19 protein-coding genes are annotated in these 16,147 nt (G+C 53.5%); 5 read left to right on the forward strand and 14 right to left on the reverse strand.

The window, feature by feature from the left end; genetic code table 11:
* Positions 1-184 (forward strand): hypothetical protein (locus H6G62_RS04320; RefSeq protein ID WP_190492888.1); only part of this gene is annotated, 184 nt, incomplete at its 5' end.
* A 7-nt stretch (positions 185-191) separates the two neighbouring features.
* Here the strand turns inward: H6G62_RS04320 and H6G62_RS04325 are convergent.
* Together H6G62_RS04325 and H6G62_RS04330 are read right to left on the reverse strand one after the other, a co-directional pair.
* Positions 192-1,004, reverse strand: a complete 813-nt coding sequence (locus H6G62_RS04325) for a trypsin-like peptidase domain-containing protein (RefSeq protein ID WP_190492889.1) — start codon at positions 1,002-1,004, stop codon at positions 192-194.
* A gap of 86 nt (positions 1,005-1,090) precedes the next feature.
* Positions 1,091-2,236, reverse strand: coding sequence for a GTPase (locus H6G62_RS04330; RefSeq protein WP_190492890.1), 1,146 nt, complete (start codon positions 2,234-2,236; stop codon positions 1,091-1,093).
* A gap of 613 nt (positions 2,237-2,849) precedes the next feature.
* Here H6G62_RS04330 and H6G62_RS04335 point away from each other — a divergent pair.
* Positions 2,850-3,821, forward strand: coding sequence for an integron integrase (locus H6G62_RS04335; protein ID WP_190492891.1), 972 nt, complete (start codon positions 2,850-2,852; stop codon positions 3,819-3,821).
* A gap of 20 nt (positions 3,822-3,841) precedes the next feature.
* Here H6G62_RS04335 and H6G62_RS04340 read toward each other — a convergent pair whose 3' ends face one another.
* From H6G62_RS04340 to H6G62_RS04360, 5 genes are all read right to left on the reverse strand, one after another.
* Entirely contained in the window at positions 3,842-4,924 is a 1,083-nt protein-coding gene (locus tag H6G62_RS04340; protein ID WP_199324739.1) for a plasmid pRiA4b ORF-3 family protein, read from the reverse strand.
* A 440-nt stretch (positions 4,925-5,364) separates the two neighbouring features.
* On the reverse strand, positions 5,365-5,562 hold the full coding sequence (locus H6G62_RS27300; protein WP_199324740.1) for a hypothetical protein: 198 nt from the start codon (positions 5,560-5,562) through the stop codon (positions 5,365-5,367).
* A 28-nt stretch (positions 5,563-5,590) separates the two neighbouring features.
* Positions 5,591-5,749: a hypothetical protein gene (locus H6G62_RS04350; RefSeq protein WP_199324741.1), complete on the reverse strand. Its 159-nt coding sequence runs from the start codon at positions 5,747-5,749 to the stop codon at positions 5,591-5,593.
* Between the two features lie 285 nt (positions 5,750-6,034).
* Complete coding sequence (locus H6G62_RS04355) at positions 6,035-6,280, reverse strand: DUF1902 domain-containing protein (RefSeq protein ID WP_242051820.1); 246 nt, start codon at positions 6,278-6,280, stop codon at positions 6,035-6,037.
* A gap of 188 nt (positions 6,281-6,468) precedes the next feature.
* Positions 6,469-7,875 (reverse strand): pentapeptide repeat-containing protein, encoded by a 1,407-nt coding sequence (locus tag H6G62_RS04360; RefSeq protein WP_242051821.1) that lies wholly within the window; start codon positions 7,873-7,875, stop codon positions 6,469-6,471.
* 492 nt (positions 7,876-8,367) lie between these two features.
* On the opposite strand from H6G62_RS04360, the gene H6G62_RS27675 reads away from it, so the two are divergent.
* The 3 genes from H6G62_RS27675 to H6G62_RS04370 all read left to right on the forward strand — a co-directional run bounded on the left by H6G62_RS27675 (position 8,368) and on the right by H6G62_RS04370 (position 9,509).
* The gene (locus H6G62_RS27675; protein WP_242051822.1) at positions 8,368-8,604 is read left to right on the forward strand and encodes a hypothetical protein; all 237 of its coding nucleotides are present in this window, start codon (positions 8,368-8,370) and stop codon (positions 8,602-8,604) included.
* A 171-nt stretch (positions 8,605-8,775) separates the two neighbouring features.
* The gene (locus tag H6G62_RS04365) at positions 8,776-9,057 is read left to right on the forward strand and encodes a hypothetical protein (RefSeq protein ID WP_190492893.1); all 282 of its coding nucleotides are present in this window, start codon (positions 8,776-8,778) and stop codon (positions 9,055-9,057) included.
* Positions 9,057-9,509 carry an HNH endonuclease signature motif containing protein gene (locus H6G62_RS04370; RefSeq protein WP_190492894.1) on the forward strand — a complete coding sequence of 151 codons (453 nt, stop codon included), beginning with the start codon at positions 9,057-9,059 and terminating at the stop codon, positions 9,507-9,509. The genes H6G62_RS04365 and H6G62_RS04370 overlap by 1 nt, the downstream gene beginning before the upstream one ends.
* A gap of 157 nt (positions 9,510-9,666) precedes the next feature.
* Here H6G62_RS04370 and H6G62_RS04375 read toward each other — a convergent pair whose 3' ends face one another.
* The 7 genes from H6G62_RS04375 to H6G62_RS04405 all read right to left on the reverse strand — a co-directional run bounded on the left by H6G62_RS04375 (position 9,667) and on the right by H6G62_RS04405 (position 16,118).
* On the reverse strand, positions 9,667-10,248 hold the full coding sequence (locus H6G62_RS04375) for a Uma2 family endonuclease (protein ID WP_190492895.1): 582 nt from the start codon (positions 10,246-10,248) through the stop codon (positions 9,667-9,669).
* 22 nt (positions 10,249-10,270) lie between these two features.
* Entirely contained in the window at positions 10,271-10,411 is a 141-nt protein-coding gene (locus tag H6G62_RS04380) for a hypothetical protein (protein ID WP_199324742.1), read from the reverse strand.
* A 133-nt stretch (positions 10,412-10,544) separates the two neighbouring features.
* Entirely contained in the window at positions 10,545-10,952 is a 408-nt protein-coding gene (locus H6G62_RS04385; RefSeq protein ID WP_190492896.1) for a HEPN domain-containing protein, read from the reverse strand.
* The gene (locus H6G62_RS04390; RefSeq protein ID WP_199324743.1) at positions 10,897-11,256 is read right to left on the reverse strand and encodes a nucleotidyltransferase domain-containing protein; all 360 of its coding nucleotides are present in this window, start codon (positions 11,254-11,256) and stop codon (positions 10,897-10,899) included. The genes H6G62_RS04385 and H6G62_RS04390 overlap by 56 nt, the downstream gene beginning before the upstream one ends.
* A 254-nt stretch (positions 11,257-11,510) precedes the next feature.
* Positions 11,511-12,854, reverse strand: coding sequence for a TldD/PmbA family protein (locus H6G62_RS04395; RefSeq protein ID WP_190492898.1), 1,344 nt, complete (start codon positions 12,852-12,854; stop codon positions 11,511-11,513).
* Between the two features lie 303 nt (positions 12,855-13,157).
* A complete protein-coding gene (locus H6G62_RS04400) occupies positions 13,158-14,642 on the reverse strand; it encodes a TldD/PmbA family protein (RefSeq protein ID WP_190492899.1) in 1,485 nt (494 codons plus the stop codon).
* 186 nt (positions 14,643-14,828) lie between these two features.
* Positions 14,829-16,118, reverse strand: coding sequence for a pitrilysin family protein (locus H6G62_RS04405; RefSeq protein ID WP_347239291.1), 1,290 nt, complete (start codon positions 16,116-16,118; stop codon positions 14,829-14,831).
* Positions 16,119-16,147 lie beyond the last annotated feature (29 nt).

Genomic DNA, 16,147 nt, shown 5'->3' on the forward strand with positions numbered 1-16,147 from the left:
CCTCCGCTGGCTCAAGGGTGCCGTCAACAAAGGGCGTCCGTTGCTCCAACCCATCCCCCTGCTCACCGTTGACCCTGAACCCTGCTTTGCCTCTAAAAACGCCGAAGACCAGTACTATGACCGCATCTGGTTCTCTAGGATCCAGTCCATACGATGTCAATTGCCCCCCTGGGAGGCGGCATAAAGATGTGTCAGGCAGTCAGCCCGCAAGCTTTACATGTCACCAAAGTATCACTTTTCACACTCATCTTTAAGTCTTCCGCAAGGTCTGATTTGCTTAAGAAGTCATCTTCCTCACTAGAGTCCTTTGTGAGGGAAGTACCGCAGTTCTCACAGTACTTTTTGTCTATCGATGTGAAGCCACATACTGTACAGTAATGGGTAGAGCCTTTAACTTCTTCTTCAAGCCAAGTAGAATATCGTTTGACTACTTCATTAATTGGGATGGCGAAATTTAGATGTTCTGAATTGACGTAACCCATCGTATTGATACCAGCCAATTCTCCATAAGCTGTGTAAAGGGCACCGCCGCTATTCCCAGGATTAATAGAAACATCTATTTGAATAAATTTAGCAGCATTGATTGTACGTTCTATAGAGCTAATGATACCCTGAGTCAGAGTATAGTCGAGTCCCATTGGATGGCCAATGGCAAACACAGACTCTCCAACCTTAAGGTTTCGCTGGCAACAGGGATTGAAGTCTTTTCCGGAGAAAATCAGAGAAGAACTGAGAAGTGAAGACTTAGCAAGATCAAATTTGATGAAGGCCAAGTCAATATCTGAATAAGAACGAATAACCCTACCTATAAACTTATCACCATTTCTCAATCCAACCAAAGCTTTAGAATTGGTTTCAACTACATGCCTATTTGTAACAGCGATGCCGCTCTTGTGAATGACAACGCCACTACCAGAACCATCCTTAGTTCTTATGCTAATAACGGTATCTGCTACGATTTCAAATAAGTCTTGGGGTTGATATCGCTTAGGCATGATTTTCATTACTTTGTCCAAAAAAATACTGGTGGAATGATTTACTCAAATCATCAAATCCAGGGGAAGGTCTAATTAACTAAAAATGTCAACTATTAGTGACTACCAAGAAACTTATTTACAAGCTTTGTCCAACTAGGCAGATCTCGAACGTCAGTTAATGCTAGCTCTTTCAAAGTATCTTTTGCCTGTTGATGATATGTTCTAAATTTTGAGCGCAAAAGTTCTTCTTGCTCTAACTCCTCTCCATTAGAAAGTAGATAATTAACTGTTGCAAGCAACGCTAACGTAATAACAACTGCTACTCCAGCAGCAGCTACATCGACAACTCCTGTTGGAGGCAAGAAAGATTTTACAAATAGAAAAAGATTAGAGCCTGCCGTCTCAGCGATGAACTTAGGTAAAATGCTAAGAGTTGATTCAGCGGATAGAATTTGGCCCGTATAAAGATAAGACAGAGATGCAATTGCGGCTCCTTGCGTAGCTGTAATATAAACAGCACTGCCAGGTATAAAGGCCTCTCCAGCTACCGCAGTTAAAGCTACCGCAATAATTTTGACAGCATGAGACTGTTTCTGGGCCATGTGTCTAGCTAATAATAAGTCTTTACCCTTTTTTTCAAGAAAGCTCCCAATGTCATTACGAAGTTGTGAGACACCTCTGATATCCATCGTGGGGAGACGGCTTTTAGGATCGTAACCCTTTGCACAAGTCGGATATATTCTATCTACTCCCAGATCAGTCTCCCACTGTCGAGTAATGTCTTCTAAGACCGATGGATCTAAGTCATCCCACTCATCAATTTTATTCAGGACAACAAAAATAGCATCACAATGTTGACGTAAGTCATCTAGATTTTTCTTCTGTGAGGAATCTGAGGAACCAGTTACTACAAAGATGCCAATATCTATGTGCTTCAAAAATTTTCTGGTAAGCTCACTATTCTCAGCACGAACATCATCCAATCCAGGGGAATCGATTAGATGAACTTTTTCATCTAACTTGAGTATCATTAAGTCAGTAGTTATGCCCGATGTTGCACCTACTTTGGCAATTTCTAACGCTTGCTTCCGACTTAACTTGAGCAAAGCATTGATTAGAGAACTTTTTCCAGCACTGACCTTACCAATAACCGCAATATTAAGGGTTTGAGATAAATCAGGAACTTTCTTGATGAACTGAGCTTCAACACGATCAAAAAAACTCTCTTCGCTAAACCCTTCATAAGCTGAACTACTCATTCTCTAGTTACCCCATTCCAACGATAACTGATTAACACATAAGTCTAAGATGCCCCAAACCGCTATGAGTGTCCACAAGTAGATGCTTGCTGTGGTCTAACGGTTCGGGGCGGTTGTCGCCCAACGAATCAGCATCCTGCTACCCCAGCCCTCCGACGTTACACTACACCTCTGAGCCCCCCAACTGCCCCAACCTTCGCTGACCCAAGGTAACACTCCGGACAGTTTTTGACGGCCAACGGTAGAATGCGGGTTCAAGACATCTTTTGCAGTAGTCTGGTCAACGAGAAATCAAGGATTTTAGCGCTTATCCAGAAAGTGTCTGGACTATTGCTAAAGGTTGCCCCTCATCAATAGTCTTTCAGGAAGGACGGCCTTGAACCAACGACAGACAGCTAACTCTTTATTAGAGGGAAATTTTCCGCCTAATACCCTTATACGGGATCTTAGGTGGAAATCTGTCCGCCTAAATACCCCTAGAGGGATCTTAGGTGGAAAAATTTCAGCCTAAATGCCGAATATGGGATCTTAGGTGGAAAGTTTCAGTATAAACACCCGACGCCCTGGGAGCCTGGTAACTTAAGATTTCCTTAGAAATAGTACGGGCTTACCTATGGATGCATCGACTCCTCCACCCAAACGCCTGCTTGACCAAGTGCGGGATGCCATTCGCCTGAAGCACTACTCTTACCGCACAGAGCAGACCTACGTGCAATGGATTCGGCGGTATATCCTGTTTCACAACAAGCGCCACCCGAATCAAATGGGGGTGCCGGAGATAGAGGTGTTTCTGACCCATCTGGCGGTTCAGGAGCATGTCGCGGCCTCTACGCAGAATCAGGCGTTAAGCGCGTTGTTATTTTTGTATCGAGAAGTTCTGTTTCTGCCCTTGGATGCTCGGATTGATGCGGTGCGGGCCAAGCCATCGCGGAAACTGCCAACGGTTTTGACCAAGGATGAGGTGCGCTCGGTGATTCTGCATATGACTGGGGTGCATCGGCTGATTGTGCAGACGCTCTATGGTAGTGGGCTGCGCCTGCGAGAGGCGATGCAGCTACGGGTGAAGGATTTGGATTTTCCCCAGTATCAAATTGTGGTGCGGGACGCTAAGGGACATGACAGCCGTGTAACCATGCTTCCGGTCAGTTTGGTGGAGCCTTTACAGGAGCACCTTCAGGGGGTGCAGCGACTCCATCAGCAAGATTTGGAGCAGGGCTATGGGGCAACCGTTTTACCCTTTGCCTTGGCCCGAAAGTATCCTAATGCGAACCGCCAATGGCACTGGCAGTTTGTGTTTCCGGCTTCGACACGCTGCCAAGATCCGCGCAGTGGAACGGTGGTGCGCTACCACTTGCATGAAAGCGGATTGCAAAAGGCCGTGAAGCAAGCGGTGCGCTGTGCAGGAATTCAAAAGCGAGTGGGTTGTCACACCTTCCGCCATAGCTTTGCCACCCATCTGCTGCAAAACGGCTACGACATTCGCACGGTGCAGGAGTTGTTGGGGCACAAGGATGTGAAGACCACGATGATTTACACCCATGTGCTGAATCGGGGTGGGCGGGGGGTGAAAAGTCCGCTGGATTAAATTGTCTGCGTTTCCCGGCCTTAGAAATCAGCGTATTGAGGGGGGCTGGCTCCAACGCGGTTGGTAATGCGTGGGTATTTGACCTTGGCCTTGGGTTGGGTAATCTCCAACACATCAACTTGGTGCCACCAATCATCGCCGAAATCAAACCAGTAGCCAAAGGACTCCTCTGCAACCAAGCTCAACGTCCCGATGGGGGTCTTGGCCACATCTCCCGTCAACTCATCGGACATCGCCACCGTCAGCCCATAGCGTTTGGCGTTCGGATCGTTGGGGCCAGCCCCTTTCAACTGAAACTCATAGAGGTGTTCTTCTTCGCGGTTAAAGGCTTTGAAGATCACTCGATGCAGATCGGCGAGGGTCTGATCGCCCCGAATCTCAATGGTGCGGATGATGGACGGGTTTTTCCGCGCAAACGCCTCAGTAATGGGGCCGTCTATTATCGCGACCTCTAAGACATACAGCGCTTGTAGGGCATCAGCATCGGGGGGCGGGGGGGTAGCTTTGGCGGCTTGGGGTGGGCGGTCTGGGTCTAGGTCGGCTGGTGCGGCTCCCCCTCCAAGCAACGCCACAATGGTATCGCTATCCTCCTTGTGCCCTGGGATATAGGGGATCAGTCCCTTGGCATAGGCTTCTATCTGCGCCCCCAGCGGTGCCCGTCGGATATCCATGAGCAGCCCATTTACCGACAACATCCAAATCAGCGGATTATCCTCCATCCGGCTGGGCAAGCACCACGCGGGGTCGAGCTGCCGCATCTTTAGGGCGTCGCGCACCGTCTTGGACTTCCCTTGCCCAGTGCTTTCCGCCACCCCAAACCAGCCATAGAGGCTTTTGGCGCTGATATGGGGCGTTTGAGAACTGTCGAACAGAAAATTGACCATCCCCACCGCGTGAGCGATGCCACAGGCCCAGGATTTCGCCTGTCCTTTGTCGAGGGGAGAAGGCCGCTTTCGACAGAGGGCCGCCGTGGCTTGGCGCATCAGTTGGGCATACTCGTCATTGAGATGCTGCTGGGCAAATTGGTCGGTCAGTTCCACAATGCTATCGAACTTCGCTGCCATGGCCTTGGGGACGGTTTCGGAGGGCTGAGATTTTGCCATGGTTGTTAGCGTGGTGGTGGGGCGGATAGCAGACTTTTTGGCCAATGGGTTCGGAGCTAAAGGGCAACGAGTTAGCGAATGACCAAGGCTTCTGGGGCGACCTCGGTATCGCTCTAAGGGTAGACGATCCGCCACCGCAGGGCACAGTACCGGGGTTGTGATTAGCTTATCAAGCTCTAGGGCTGCAAGCTAGATGCCACCTAGTTTGCCAGGGTAAGCGCAAGAAAATCATCGAGAAAATGTGCTCCGTTGCCAGACCTGCGGCAAGGACAGTGAGCATGTAGTCAGGACTCATCGAGGCCCGCTTTGCCTTCTGCTTGAGACTTCGTTTCTTTGAGGTTTCCTGGTTCAGGACACTGATGGCCAACCGTCGTAGGAGCGCCATATTCTCGCCCCCGTGGCCCCGTCGAATCCGAGACTTGTCCTCCCCCCAGGTGACATCAAGCACCCAGTGGAGTTGATTTTCGATGCCCCCAATGGGTGCGAATGGCCCGACCCATGACGGCGGCATCACAGGGTAACGACGTGAGATAAACCATCGTTTCCTGAGTGATCTTGTTCCAGAGGTGTCGCACCCGCTTCACCATGACGATGGTGTTGAGTCCCGCCCATGGCTCGATGTGGTGCAGGTCTCCCATGATCGCGACCGGTTACCCCAGCGTTAAGTTACTGTTCTCCGGTAATGGAGAGAGAATCGACCCAAAGGCGGGGGCAAAGACCACCGGGGGTGATCTCAACCAGGGGTTCGACGTGGATAACCGCCTTCAGCAGGTCGCGAAAATCTCCGGCCACGGTGGCGGATTCCACGCTGACCCGTTCGCCCAAACCTGACCCACGGTAACGCAACCCCGTCCTAGCAGGTCGAGATCTGACCCTGGGACTACAATTCCAGATAATCTAACCTAATCTCTAAAATTGCTTGGGTAAACCAGCCTGCTTCAACACGGCATTCGCAGTATGGTGTGACTTGATGGCGCTATCCACAACAAATCGTCTTTGGGTGATTGGGCTATACCAAATGTCATGATCACCCTTTCCAGGTCTCTCAAAGTAGCAGCCTGACTCCATCCGAATCTTTTTCAATTTGGGCGTTAAGGATTTGGCCATGCCCTAGGCAACCTCAACGGTTTCTTGGGTATGGGTCACTAATTCAAAGGAAATCGGGCCTTTGTAGTCCCCTGCAATCACCTGATTGAGCACCAACAACTCTGGAATCAGATGACGAAGTTTGTGCTGTAACTCGTCGAAGGATGTGGCTTCAGTCGCCAGTCCAGGGACAGTCTCGCTGGTGGCAACCCAGACCGCTGTCTCGCTATCCCAAAACGCATTCACTTGAAAAGCGGCTTCTGGCATCATGGAAACCTCGCTTGTGCTAAGGATATGTCTCAGTTTAGTGGATAGGAGATTCTGGACAGCCATCGGCCAACACGGTATCCACCTCTGCTAAGCAGCAATTCGAGATCAAAGAAGCAAGGTCAAGATCTAGGCTGGGCGATGAGTTGGAGGTGTTGGAAGGCTTGGGCATCATCGACATGAAATGGGTACTAAATCAGCGCAAATAGGCTGAGGATGGTGGGCAGTAAGGTCTTACAGGCTTCCGCTAGTTTTGAGGCATCTGTGAGGCTTTCGGCCAAACCTTTGAGGGTATCGGTGGCGCGTTTTACGATGCCTTTGGCTTTGGCATCGGGGTTGGGTTCGGCCCCTGCGGTGGCAATGCGCCCGACCGCTTGCAGGGCTTCGGCTTTTTCCTCGTCGCTGAGTTCACCATCGGTTTCTACGGCGGTTTGCAACTGGGTAAGGATGTCTTTTAGGCTGGGTTGATCGGCAACGATAGGGGCTGGAATTTGGTTGATTTGGTTGCTTACTTGGCCGCTGATGGTGCCTAAATTTAGGGTGCTGCCCGTGAGGTTTACGTCACCTCCAGCATAGAAACTACCGTCGCCAGTGTTGATAGGGTTGTTCATGTTGTTGATTTGAAAGCTGGATAAAAATCGACTGAAACCAAGGGAAACTTCTTTAATATCATCCCCTCGACGCTTTTCGGCTTCGAGTTGGGCGGCAGCGGTGGCAGCGGCAAGGCGAGCTTCATAGACCTCATCCCAGGTGCGTTCAACGTCGGCTTTGTTGGTTCCTTCAGGGACTTTGAGGGTGAGTAGAATATCATCCCCTTGCCGCTCAAAGCTTTGGATGGAGTCGGTGGTAATTCCGGGATGGGCTTGGATGATACTCTGAAAGGCGGCTTTGAACGAATCGGGATTGATGCCGTTGCGAATTAACAATTGCACGGTGTCGATCATTTCTTTGAAGAGTTTTTCAAAGTCGCCCGGTTGAAAGTCTTTGTTGGGGTTGTGGGGTCGCCGTTCTCGGTCGCCCCGTGCGTCGGGCTTTTCGCGCAGAAAGACGTGTTGGCAATCGATGTTTTGCAAAGTGGTGGTGCTGTCGATGTTCCAGGCTTCTAGGCAAGCGCCTGTGAGGTGGGCAGCGGTGAAGTCGGCGGCGATGCAGTTGGCCTCCGTGAGGTTGGCTTTATGTAGGTTGGCCTCTTTCAGTAAAGCCCCGTTGAGGTTGACCCCTCGCAAATTGGCCTGCCCTAACTCGGCCCCGGCCAGGTTGGCTCCGCGCAGGTCGGCATTGGAGAAGTCTTGATCAATGCCATCTAGGGTTGTCAGCAGTTTTAGTACACGGGGATCTTGCAGGTTGGCCATACCCAAACGGGCGCGATCTAGCTGTTGGGCACCGTGCCAGCGCACACGGGACAAAATAGTAGAGTGCTGCCTAGAATCGGCAAAATTACTATTTTTTAGGGTGGCCTGGGCAAAGGTGGCCCCAGACAGGTTTGTGCCGCTAAAACTGGTGCCGCCCAGGGCCGCAAAGGCAAGACCAATGATGCGAAGATTCTCGAAATTCGGGTCTTTTCTATAGATTCTTTTTTTAATATAGATAGAAAGCAATAAGCTTACGACAGCGAAAGCGAAAGCGCCAGCGCCAGCGCCAGCGAAAGCGAAAGCGCCAGCGCCAGCGAAAGCGAAAGCGAAAGCGAAAGCGACAGCGACAGCGACAGCGAAAGCGAAAGCGAAAGCGAAAGCGAAAGCGAAAGCGAAAGCGCCAGCGAAAGCGCCAGCGACAGCGAAAGCGAAAGCGCCAGCGACAGCGAAAGCGCCAGCGACAGCGAAAGCGAAAGCGAAAGCGAAAGCGAAAGCGAAAGCGAAAGCGACGCTCCCTAGTGTTCTAATCGTAAAGCCTTGACGGGCGATGGCAGTAAAGGTAACCGCCACCAACGCTAAGCCGATAATCCCAGTGACTAAATCAGTGGTATTACCAGTGGTGAAGTAATAGGCTATCCACCAGCCTGTATACCCCTGCAAAAACCCGGCTAACCCTGCGATCAAAATAATCAACAGGAACTGTACTAAAACCCACCGCCGCTGCAATCCAGCTTTGGCATGGCTAAAGTTGGTATTTTTCAGGGTGGCATCTACAAATCGGGCGCTGCAAATATCGGCCCCGCTGAAATCGGCCCCGGAGAGGTTGGCTTTGTGAAAGGTGTTGCCGCGCAAAATAGCGCCCCGAAAGTCTCGCTCTCCGGCATCGTAGAGGCGGGTGACTTCCGTGGCGCTGAGGGGTTTGCCGTGGTACTTGCCTTGGCTCAAGGGGAGTGTTCTGGCGTGGGTTGTCCTTAATTTAAGCGCAGCTTACCCGAAAAGGCACTATCAGCAAGCGCACTTTCATCATGTTTCTTCTCATTGGGCTAAGATCCCAGGGTTCTTTGGCGTTTTGGCGATAAATTATCGGTCACAGCAGGGTAGAACCCTGGGATCTAGGCTAAAAAGGAAATCACTAGGAGAATAGCCATGACCATTCTGGTTCCACCATCCTTACAAAGTCTTCCGGCGTCCCTCTCCATCGAGGGGGCTGTCAGCATTGTGGTTGAAGAGGGAATCCCCATCTTTAGGGCATCCCAAACGATTCAGAATCGCATTGAAACCTTGCTGCAAAAACAAGCCGAAGAAACCCTCACCCCAGAGGAAATCACCGAGTTTGATCGCTACGAAGAAATTGACGACTATCTCGGATTCGTCAACCGCACCATTCGCAACCTGTATCTTGCCTCCCCTAGCGCCAAGTCTGAATAATGCCTGGACGCAAGTTCTCCCCCGAATTACAAGATCAAGTTCGTCAGAGAGCCAACTATCTCTGTGAATATTGCCACACCAGTGAAAAGTGGCAGTACGTTCAGTTCACTATCGATCACGTCATACCGATCAAGCAGGGCGGTTCAGAGAGTTTAGAAAATCTTGCACTGGCTTGCTTTCACTGCAATCGGTATAAATCCAATCGCCAAGCGGCTATTGATCCAGAAACTCAACAGATGACGGATCTTTTTAATCCTAGAAGTCAAGCTTGGGCTGATCATTTCATCTGGTCGGCAGATAAACTCACCATTCTGGGTCAATCTGCTACGGGTAGAGCCACGATTGACGTTCTCAAACTCAACCGAGAGCGCATTCAACTCATTCGTGAAGCCGATCTAGCTGTAAACCGTCATCCACCCAAGGACGATCCAGTAATTGACCGCATATCCTAAGGTAGCCAATCTGTATTGATCATATTGCCCCCATCCGCCACGGGCTAAGATCCCAGGGTTCTACCCCGCTGTGACCAATAATTGATCGCCAAACCGCCAAAGAAACCTGGGATCTGGGGGAGCACACTTTTATCGTGTTTCTCCTCAAAGGGTTGGCTTACTCGGTGAAAAAGTTAATGTTCTCGTATAGGTCGGCAATCTGGAGTTGTAGATCAAAGGTATCTAGAGACAGGGTGATAGATGGGTCGTCATATTCTGAAAAAAGCCATTGGTGGGCGGCAGTTTTAACGTGATGTTCCACATGAATTTGAGCTTGGTCAATTAGCAAATATTCTCGAAAGGTAGGAATACTACGATAGGCGACAAACTTCTCGCCGCGATCATAATTTTGCGTGGATTTTGACAGTACTTCCGCCACAAAACAGGGATTAATCACCGTATCTTTGCGACCTTCCTGGAGGGTTAGGGGTTTCGGTAAAACCATCACATCAGGGTAGGTGTAGAGGTTTTTATCTGGTATCCAAAGGCGCTGATCGGCATAAAACACTTCGTAGGCTTGCCCCTTCAAGCCCAAGCTGAGGGCAATATACAGGTTGCCGCTGATGCGGTTGTGCCCCGGCGTTCCCCCAGTCATTGGGATAACCTCTCCATTGCGGTATTCATGGCGTTCCGCTGACGCTAGCTCAAGGGCGAGGTACTCGTCAGCGGTGCACAGTTTGGCCTGTGGTTGAGCAATCATGGGAGGTTACCCCAGCGTTAAGTTACTGTTCTCCGGTGATGGAGAGAGAATCGACCCAAATGCGGGGGCAAAGACCGCCGGGAGTGATCTCAACGTGGGGTTCGACGTGGATGATCGCCTTCAGCAGGTCGCGGAAGTCTCCGGCCACGGTGGCAGATTCCACGCTGACCCGTTCGCCCAAACTTGGCCCACGGTAACGCAACCCCGTCCTAGCAGGTCGAGACCTACTCCTGGGGATAATCTAACCTGAGTTCGGGTTAAACTCAGCCGACCTCATTCTACCTGGATAATTCTTGTCATGGCCTCATCTCGATGGGCAGCACAGCAAGAACGAAGTCACATAGGCTCTCGGCTAGGGCCAATGCTTGTTCAAATTCTTGCTGACTCGGCACTTGAAGCAGCCCAGGGTATCGGTATATCTGGGCATAGGGAGTTAGTTCTGACCCCGTATCCGTCCATGGGAAGAAATCGGGATTGTAGGCCGTTGCTGCTTGCAGCAATAGCTCAATATCGTGGGTGCGAGGAATGTCGTGGTCACAAAAGGCTAAATATCCTTTGACGGCTTTTTCTGCGGCTTGTTGACAGTGGTAAATTGCTGTGTCTAACAGTGGTGGATGGGCTGTAGAAAGTACCCGCGCCGATACCAAATCATGCTGTGCCTTGGTTAGCCAACTCTGCACTAGTTGGGTCTTGGCGTCGGTCATACAGCACGTTTCCTTGGTGAGCCACTTTGTACTCTAGGGAGGCTGGGGCTTCTTTCCAGAAATCAAATTCTGCACGGGTTCTCACGATAATATCCTTGGCAATACCCAGCCCACTCAGGCAACGATGCCCCAAGACAGCACGCTGGTAGGGAGAAAGGTCGCTGTCGGACACCAGCACCATTAAGTCAATATCGCTATCTGGGGTGGGGGTTCCCCAGGCATGGGAGCCAAACAAAATTACCTGCTCTGGCTGAAAGGTCGCCACCAGTCGCCGAATGATGTCTTGGATTAGGTCTTCGCTCATGCGTCCTATGGTATCTCGCTGGGGGGAATGCAGCGATACCCATGCCTCCATCCGTTCCGTAGAGCCGTAGGGTGCATAACGTCAAGGCGAGGCTACCGCCAACGCGAAGCAATGCGAAGCAATGCACCAAGGCCATATACCGAGACATTCGCGACGGGTAAGCGGTGCATTGCAGCCAAGGGGCTGATCCAACATCAGCCGAGCAGGTTGAAGCCGCGAATGCACCCTACGCTACGCACCCCCATTAACCCGTCCTACTGTTCTCCGGTGATGGAGAGCGAATCCACCCAAATGCGGGGGCAAAGACCGCCGGGGGTGATCTCAACGTGGGGTTCCACATGGATGATCGCCTTCAGCAGGTCGCGGAAATCTCCGGCCACGGTGGCGGATTCCACACTGACCCGTTCGCCCTGGTTAATCAGCCAGCCATCGAAGGGTAGAGAGAAGGAGCCTTGTAGGGAATTGACCCCGGCATGGAGGGCTTGCAGGTCATCGATGAGGATGACGTTGCTGGCGTTGTCTAGGGAAAACTCGCCCTTCGCTTCTGTCCCCGGTAGGACGTGGTAGTAGCTGGGGCCAACGGAGACCTTCGCGCCAATGCTGGCGTGGCCCGTGGGGGATGCGCCCATGCGTTTGGCGGTGCCTGCGCTGTGGAGGAAGTGGGTGAGCACGCCCTTTTCGATGATGGGGACGCGACGGGTGGGGGTGCCTTCGCCATCGAAGGTTTCGGCACTGATGTTTTCGGGGTGGAGGGCATCGTCGTAGACCGAGAGCAGGTCGGAGGCCACCACGCTACCGAGGGAGTCCGGCGTGGACAGGCTGCGGTGATCCAAAATGCTCTGGGCGTTGTACATGTTGGAGAAAGCCCCCAACAAGCTCAAAAAGGCTTCCCCGGAAAACACCACCCGGTACTTGCCCGTGGCGATTTTGTCGTAGTTCAGGTGGCTGATGGTCTTATCAGCGGCTTCCTTCAGGCAGCCCTCCAAATCCAGCAGCGGCAGACCTCGGTTTACTCGCACCGCTCCGGCAGAGCGGGGTTTGCGGCCTTCCTGTTCGGTTTTGCTGTAGAGGTAGACCGAGGCGTAGGAGCGAGCTTCTTGGCGCAAGGCTCCGGCGCTGTTGAGGTAAAAGCGGTCGATGCTGCGCTGGGCAAGGCCGTTGTAGGGCACGCTGGCAATGGCGGGATGGGCCTCTAAGAGCTGCTTTTCTAGGGCCACCAGTTGTTGGATCAACTCGCCCACGGGGGCAGGGTCTACGGGGGGTAGATCGACCTCGGCGGTGGGGGCCGTGGCTTCGGGGCTGAAGTCGGGGATGTGGTCGGCGACGCCAAAGGCGCTGGCATCACGGGCGCTTTCGAGGGCCAAATCCATGCCCATGGGGTCTACGTCGCTGGTGGAGGTAACGCCCACTTTGCCCTGGTCGTTCCACACCCGCACAATGACGCTGGAACGGTTGGAGGCTTTCACCTGTTTGGGGTCGCCCTTATCCACTTGGACGCTGGTTTCGTCTACGGAAGACCCGTAAACGTCGTACTTGGTGATGCCCAGCTTTTGGGCGCTGGCTTCGGCGTAGGCGGCAATGTCTTGGATGGTCGGCATAGTTTATGAGTGAAGGTTGAAGGGAGTAGTGTGGGCACTGCCCACCGTTGATCTGGATTAAGCGTTCAGTAGAAGGAAATTAGGTGCCGTAGGATGCGGTTAGGCGAAGCACTCGTAAGACCTCACCCCCAACCCCTCTCCTACGAGGAGAGGGGAGCCGGAAGCTTTATTTCCTCAAAGTCCCTCGCCCCAAGGGAGAGGGATTTAGGGTGAGGTTTAGATCGCGGCAAAAGAGGCCATTTGTGATCTGACATTGGTGATCGACTGATCCTACGAATCACCAATAACCAACAACCAATCGCGCTAGCGGCCTCCGACGGTGATGGAGTCTACTTTGAGGTGGGGTTGGCCGACGGTGACGTAGACGCTGCCGCTGATGGAGCCGCAGAAGCCTGCCGCGAGGCCGAGGTCGTTGGAGCACATGGAGATTTTGTTCATGATCTCGGTGGCTTCGCCGATCAGGGTGGCTCCTTTGAGGGGTTTGGTGATTTTGCCGTTTTCGATCAGGTAGGCTTCATCCACGCCGAAGTTGAATTGGCCCGTGGCCCCAACGCTGCCGCCGCCCATCTTTTTGCAGTAGATGCCTTTGTCCACGGAGGCGAATAGCTCATCCAAGGAGTAGTCCCCAGGGGCGATGTAGGTGTTCCGCATCCGGGAGGCGGCGGCGTAGGTGTAGCCCTGGCGGCGACCGCTGCCCGTGCGGGGGTGGCCCGTCCGCATGGAGCCAGCTCGGTCGGAGAGGAAGTTCCGCAGAATGCCGTTTTCGATCAGCAGGGTGCGCTGGGCGGGCATCCCTTCGTCGTCCATGTCGATGGTGCCAAAGGCGTCGGGGGAAAGTCCCTCATCCCAGGCCGTGAGGTTTTCGTGGGCGATTTTCTCGCCTTTTTTGTCGATGAAGGGGGTGGTGCCCCGCTCGATCTGGGTGGTTTCGAGCAGGTGGCCGCAGGCTTCGTGGAAGATCACGCCCCCGAACTGGTTGGCCATAATCACCGGATAGCTGCCGGACTCGACATAGTCGGCGTAGAGCATCTTTCCAGCGGATTCGCCCACGGATTGGGCCACGGTTTCGTAGTCCCACTCGCGCAAAAAGGCGGGGTTGCTGGTGTCGCCCGCCCGCTGGCCAATGGAGGAACGGTGTTCGCCATCGGCACAGAGCAGGTTGTAACCGACGGACTGGGTGAGGCGAATGTCGCGGGCAAAGGTGCCATCGCTGGCGGCCACCAGGACTTCCTGCCAGTCGCGGAAGTAGACGGCGCGGCGCGACTGCACATGGCTGGCGTTTTTGGCCAGGGCGTCATTGGCGGCCAGCAGCACGTCACCCATTTCCTGCATAGAGCTACAGTTGCTCAGCCACTCATCCTTGGAGCGGGCGCTGGCGTAGTCGCGCAGCAGTTCGAGGTTAATTTCGGAAATATTCGCCGCTGGCCCCGGCAGGATTAGGCCCATGATGCCCAGGGCCTTATCTAGGGCGGACTTCAACCCCTGAAAACTCAGGTCATTGGTGCTGACGTAGCAATCGGCCTTACCCAAAAACACCCGCACCCCAGCCCCGGTGATGATGCGCGGCGAAATACTGGTAATCGCGTCGTCTTCGGCCTGACAGCTAATGTAGTTGCTGCGCTCTAGGAAAAACTCCACAAAATCGGCCCCCGCCGACCGTCCCAGGCCCAGCAGTGCCGCTAGGGTGGGTTCCCAGGAGAGGTCGAAGCGGTTTCGGGTGGCCCCGTATTCCCTAGAAAGCAGGTCGTTGGTCTTCAGCAGCGGGGTGAGTGAGGGTGCAACCGTCATGCCAATTTATCCTTACAGGCTAAGAAAAACGCCGGATGAGCAGCGATTTACTTAGTGTAACAAACCGTTTCAGTTCAGGTTTTGACCTCTCAGATTTTGACCCGCCAAGGTTTTGCCTCGTCAGGTTTTAACCCGCCAAGGTTTGATCAGGGGTGCCCCACCGCAGGGGATCACCCTATCTCCACCCTAGGAGGCCGTTTGGGCCTGGGCGAGGGGAGTGATGGCGGAATCTGGCCCCAGGAGAACCAGGGTAGGATCGCGGAAAAAGGCTTGGGCGACGGCTTCAATGTCGAGGGCGGTGACGGCATTCACGAGGTCGGGGAACTGGTGATCGAACTCCAGACCAAGGCCGAGGATTTCGTACCAGCCCAACAGTTGAGCCAGTTGGGCGTTGGTTTGCTTGCCCAGGGCGTATTGGCCGAGGAGTTTATTCTTCGCGGCTTGCAGTTCGTCGTCGGTGAGTAGGGTATCGCGCAGGCGTTCCACCTCAAACCGCAGCCCCTCTAGGGCGATGGCGGCATTGTCGGGGGCGGTGCCGATATAGGCCACAAACTGCGACTGGCCCAGGCGGGTGGGGTAGAAGGCCGAAACATCGTAGGCGAGACCTCGCTTTTCCCGCAGTTCCACAAACAGGCGGCTAGAGAGACCGTTGCCCAGGTAAGTATTAATCAGTTTCAGGGCGGCATAGGCGGGATGCTGCACGGGGGCACCGCCATAACCCACCATCACAATGGCCTGATTGGTGTCTTGGCAGATGGGGAAACAGTCGCTGACTGGGTTGACAGTGGGAAACTGTAGGGAGGGAGGCGAACTGGGGGGCTGGGGCCAATCGCCTAGGGTGCGCTCCACCTGGGCCACGGCGGCTTCGGGGCTGATGCGGCCTACCACTGTGACCACCACATTGTCGGGCCGAGCGTGCTGGTGATGGAAGTCGAGCAGTTGCGCCTGGGTGAAGGCGGTGACGCTGGTCTCGGTGCCAATGCTGGAGAGGGCGTAGGGATGATCGCCATACATCGCCTGCCGCAGTTCGTTGAAGGCGACGGTGAAGGGCTGCTCCTGCATGGATCGAATCTGCTGGAGGGTGAGCCGTTGCTCTAGGTCAATTTCCGCCGGGGGAAAGCTGGGGCGGCGCAGCAGATCGGTGGCCAGGGTAAAGATGTCCTCAAAGTCGGCGGCGACGGTTTTGAGGCTAATGACGCTGTAGTCGGCGGCGGAATCGGTGCTGAGGCTGGCCCCCACGGATTCCACCGCCTCCGCAATGGCCATGGAAGACAAGCGGTCGGTACCTTTGGTGATCAGCCCCATCAAAAAACTGACCAGGCCAGCGGTGGCTGGGGTTTCCAAGGCACTCCCAGCCCGAAGGAAGATTCGGGCTGAGATGATGTCCGCGACGGGGTTTTCTAGGGCTAACACCGTCAGCCCATTGGCCAAAACAGTGCGGTGGAGACGGGGCGCGTGTAAAAGAGAAGCTGTCACAGGCAGAGTTGGGGGGTAGGGGTCGGGTT

Origin of the sequence: Phormidium sp. FACHB-1136 (assembly GCF_014697375.1) — a bacterium.
Lineage (GTDB): Bacteria > Cyanobacteriota > Cyanobacteriia > Phormidesmidales > Phormidesmidaceae > Nodosilinea.